This window comes from Thermomonas sp., assembly GCF_025993755.1.
In the GTDB taxonomy this organism is placed as follows: domain Bacteria; phylum Pseudomonadota; class Gammaproteobacteria; order Xanthomonadales; family Xanthomonadaceae; genus Thermomonas.
The window spans coordinates 1-2,321 of sequence record NZ_JAMQHN010000096.1; the positions used below are offsets into that span (position 1 = coordinate 1).

Genomic DNA, 2,321 nt, shown 5'->3' on the forward strand with positions numbered 1-2,321 from the left:
AGACCTGCACCGAGGCGGCCACGGTCGAAGATCCAGCGCACGAATCCTGTCCGCCGTGGACGCTCACCACGCGCGGCCACGTCGTGTTGCGCTCGCCGCAACACGACCGGCTCTGGACAGCCAACGCCCGCGTCCTCGATGGGCCCGACCTGGCCCGGGTGGGCGACGGCGGCTATGCGCTCGGCGCCCGGGCGGCGCAGATCCGCGACGACCTGCAGGGCAAGCCCCAGTTCGATGAGCGCGACCTGCTGGCGATCCAGCTCGACGACCGCGCGCTGCTGCTCGCTCCCTGGCAAGCGCTGCTGCTCGAACGCGCGCGGGCGGCCGGTACGCCCGCGCTGCGCGCCCTGGCCGACGCCGCATTCCTCTGGGAAGGACGCGCATCCGTGGATTCCGTCAGCTACCGCATCGTCCGCGCCTGGCGGCTGGCCGTGGAGCAACGCATCCTCGCCGGCCTCACCGCGCCTGCCCGGCAAGCCCTGGGCAAGGATTTCACGGTGCCGAATCCGCCGCAGTTCGAGGGCGTCGTCTGGCCGCTGGTCACGCAGCGTCCGGACAACCTGCTGCCGCGCGGCTACGCCTCGTGGGACGCGCTGTTCGAATCGGCGGCGAAGGAAGTGCAGGGCGAACTCCGGGCCATCGGCCCGCTGGCGCAGCGCACCTGGGGCGAGCGCAACACGGCCGCCATCTGCCATCCGCTGGCCCGGGCCATTCCACGGGTGGGCAGACGCTGGTTGTGCATGCCGGCCGAGCCGCTGGCGGGCGATGGCAACATGCCGCGCGTGACCGCCCCCGATTTCGGCGCATCGGAGCGCATGGTGGTCTCGCCGGGGCACGAGGTCGACGGCATCCTGCACATGCCCGGCGGCCAGAGCGGCCACCCGCTGTCGCCGTTCTGGGGCGCAGGCCACGCCGAATGGGTCGCCGGCAGCGTGAGTTCCTTCCTGCCGGGGCCAACGCGCTACACGCTCACCCTGGTGCCTGCTGCGCATTGATCAGCCCAGCAGGCGTTCCATCAGCGCCAGATACAACCCCGGCAGAGCCTCAAGCTCATCGACCCGGATCCGCTCGTCGACCTTGTGGATGCTGGCGTTGACCGGCCCGATTTCGACGCACTGCGCACCCAGCGGGGCGATGAAGCGCGCATCCGAGGTGCCGCCACCGGTGCTTTCCTCCGGCGTCACGCCGGAGAACTGCGCCAGGACTTCACGCGCGGCGGCACGCAGCGGGCCTTCCGGGGTGTGGAACGGCTCGCCGCTGCGATGCCAGCGAATGTCGAAATCCAGCGCATGTCTGCGCAAGAGCGCCTCGCATTCGGCTTCCAGTTGTTCGGCGCGCCAATGCGGGTTGTAGCGCAGATTGAACAGCACTTGCAGCTCGCCCGGAATGACGTTGTTGGCGCCGGTGCCGGCGTGGAGGTTGCTGATCTGCAGGCTGGTCGGCGGAAAGGTTTCGTAGCCTTCGTCCCAGCGCCGCGCGGCCAGTTCCGCCAGCGCCGGCAGCGTCTGATGGACGGGGTTGCGCGCCTTCTCGGGATAGGCGACGTGGCCCTGCACGCCGTGCACGGACAGCGTCGCGGACAGGCTGCCGCGACGCCCGACCCGGAGCAGGTCACCCAGCACAGACTTCGACGACGGCTCGCCGGTGATGCACCAGTCCATGCGCTCGCCGCGCTCGCGGAACACCTCCGCCACCTTGCGCACGCCGTCGATGGCGTCGCCCTCTTCATCCGAAGTCAGCAGCAGCGCCACCTTGCCGCGGTGCCGCGGATGCGCGGCGACGAACCGCTCCAGCGCGATGACGAAGGCCGCGACGCTGCCCTTCATGTCTGCCGCGCCGCGCCCGTACAGCACGCCGTCACGGACTTCGGGAACGAAGGGGTCGCTGGCCCATGCTTCGCGCGGACCCGGCGGCACCACATCGGTGTGCCCCAGCAACCCCAAGACGGGACCCTCGTCCCCGCCGTGCGTGGCCCACAGGTTGTCCACCTCGCCGAAGCGCAGGTGCTCGATGCCGAAGCCCGTCACCTGCAGGCGCTCCGCGACCAGCGCCTGGCACCCGGCATCCTCCGGCGTCACCGAAGGCCGTGCGATCAGCGCGCAGGCCAGGTCGAGCACCGCGCTCACGTCCCGACCCCGAACAGCTTCTTGAAGCCGTTGTCGGAAAACCCCTGCACCACGCGACCATCGTCCAGCACCACCACCGGCCGCCGGATCAGCTGCGGATACTCCTTCAGCAGCAGCTTCCACTCGGCATCGCTGCCGGGCGACTTGCGGTTGGGCGGCAGCTGCCGCCAGGTGGTCGACGATTTGTTGACCAAC

3 protein-coding genes are annotated in these 2,321 nt (G+C 70.4%); 1 reads left to right on the forward strand and 2 read right to left on the reverse strand.

From position 1 onward, the window contains the following. Window positions 1–995: penicillin acylase family protein (locus Q0X16_RS06705; RefSeq protein ID WP_297832327.1), on the forward strand; the 995-nt coding region annotated here is incomplete at its 5' end. Here Q0X16_RS06705 and dapE read toward each other — a convergent pair. Both dapE and Q0X16_RS06715 read right to left on the reverse strand, forming a co-directional pair. Beyond that, window positions 996–2,126, reverse strand: coding sequence for a succinyl-diaminopimelate desuccinylase (gene dapE / locus Q0X16_RS06710; RefSeq protein WP_297832330.1), 1,131 nt, complete (start codon window positions 2,124–2,126; stop codon window positions 996–998). After that, on the reverse strand, window positions 2,123–2,321 hold a 199-nt coding region (locus Q0X16_RS06715), incomplete at its 5' end, for an ArsC/Spx/MgsR family protein (protein WP_297832331.1). The genes dapE and Q0X16_RS06715, both read right to left, overlap by 4 nt.